This window comes from Streptomyces sp. SM10, from assembly GCF_002910915.1.
Classification (GTDB): Bacteria; Actinomycetota; Actinomycetes; order Streptomycetales; family Streptomycetaceae; genus Streptomyces.
Genome location: NZ_NEUF01000120.1, coordinates 1 through 1,981 on the forward strand (window position 1 = coordinate 1; position 1,981 = coordinate 1,981).

General features: G+C 69.1%; 1 protein-coding gene and 1 pseudogene. Both read left to right on the forward strand.

All coding sequences use genetic code 11. From position 1 onward, the window contains the following. The first annotated feature begins 54 nt into the window (after positions 1 to 54). Positions 55 to 1,749 (forward strand): ISAzo13 family transposase, encoded by a 1,695-nt coding sequence (locus B9S57_RS18715; protein WP_103514838.1) that lies wholly within the window; start codon positions 55 to 57, stop codon positions 1,747 to 1,749. 27 nt (positions 1,750 to 1,776) lie between these two features. Beyond that, a pseudogene (locus tag B9S57_RS18720) lies at positions 1,777 to 1,981 on the forward strand (AraC family transcriptional regulator); the annotation flags it as partial.

Here is a 1,981-nt window from a genome sequence, read left to right on the forward strand (position 1 = left end):
GGGCCTGCCGGGAAACAAGCCGTCGCTTCCGGGATTGTGGCTCGTTGTTGTGGTATGGGGAGATCGGAGGGGATCGAGACCGGGCTGGCGGCGAAGTTTCAGGCGCTGTTCCCGCACTTGGACGAGCGTCAGCGGCGACTGACCATAGGAGCGGAGGCACGCTCGCTGGGGCATGGCGGGATCAGGCTCGTCGCTCGCGCGGCGGGGGTGCGTGAGGGCACCGTTTCACGCGGGGCTGCTGAACTTGAGTCCGGTGACGTGCTGTTGGGACGGGTCCGCCGGGTGGGCGGGGGCCGCAAACGGGCGGTGGACCTGAATCCGGGGCTGCGGCCCGCGCTGCTGGCTTTGGTGGAGCCGAATGTGCGTGGGGATCCGATGTCACCGCTGCGGTGGACGGTGAAGTCGACGCGGCAGTTGTCCGCCGAGCTGGTCCGGCAGGGCCATCGGGTCTCGGCGGACACGGTGGCGGCGGTGCTGCGCGAGGAGGGCTTCAGCCTCCAGGGCAACGCCAAGACCACCGAAGGCAAGCAGCACCCGGACCGGGACGGACAGTTCCGCTATATCAACGACCAGGCCAAGGAGTTCCAGGCAGCAGGCGACCCCGTGATCAGCGTGGACACCAAGAAGAAGGAGCTGGTGGGCAACTACAAGAACGGCGGGCGCGAGTGGCATCGCAAGGGGGAACCGGTCCGGGTCCGTACTCACGACTTTCCCGACGCCGATCTGGGCAAGGCGATCCCGTACGGAATCTACGACCTGGCCGAGGATGCCGGCTGGGTCAACGTCGGCACCGATCACGACACCGCAGCGTTCGCCGTCGCCTCCATCCGCCGCTGGTGGCATGCGGCCGGACATGCCGCCTACCCGCACTCCGGACGCCTGCTGATCACCGCGGACGCAGGCGGTTCCAACGGACACCGGACCCGCGCCTGGAAGTTCGAGCTGGCCGCCCTGGCCCTCGAGACCGGCCTGGAGATCAGCGTGTCTCACTTTCCTCCAGGTACTTCAAAATGGAACAAAATTGAGCACCGGCTGTTCTCCCACATCACGATGAACTGGCGAGGCAGGCCGCTGACCAGCCATGACGTCATCGTCAACAGCATCGCCGCGACCACCACCCGCACCGGCCTCGCCATCCGGGCCGAGCTCGACACTGCCCTCTATGAGACCGGATTGAGGGTCAGCGACGGGCAGATGACCGCCTTGCCGCTGAACCGCCACGACTGGCATGGCGACTGGAACTACACCCTGCGTCCCGAGGAGCACCGTCGGGATGGAATCCCTCCCGTACTGCCTCAGCTCCAGCCCGGCCCCGGCCGCGCCTGGCTGGTCCACCCGGCCCTGACCGGCATGGACGACGAACGATGGGGCCAGCTCATCGGTGAGCTGGCGGCGGCCCGCACGGCCCAGCGGGAAGACGACCTACACCAGCGGCGCGGCGGCGACCGGCAGAAGACTCCCGCCGCCGGCCTCTACACCGGCCGGCGCCCGGGCCTCACTCTCGTCGACCGGCTCCTGGCCACCCTCCTCTACGAGAGGCTCGGGCTTCCCCAGGTCGCCATCGCCCGCCTCTTCGCGGTCGCGCCCCAGACCATCAACCGGCGCATCCGCAAGACCCACCAACTCCTCGACGAGATCGGGCACATCAACGCCCCGGCCGAGCACCGCCTCGCCACCCTGGACGACCTCGCAGACCTCGCCACACAGCTCGGAATCACCCCGCCACCGGAGATCAAGACGGCGAGTTGATAATCGGCAGGCCCTAACCTGGTGACCATGGGCGCACGGTACGAGGAGCGGGCATCGCGCTTCGGCGGCGCGGTCCTCTGGACCTGGACCGGGTCGCGCGACCCTGCCCGGCCGGTCCTCCCCGACGGCTGCATGGACCTGCTCTGGGCCGGTGACCGGCTGCTGGTGGCGGGCCCCGACACCCACGCGTTCACCCCCGCCGCGGCGCTCTCCGGCAGCTGCGCGGGCATCC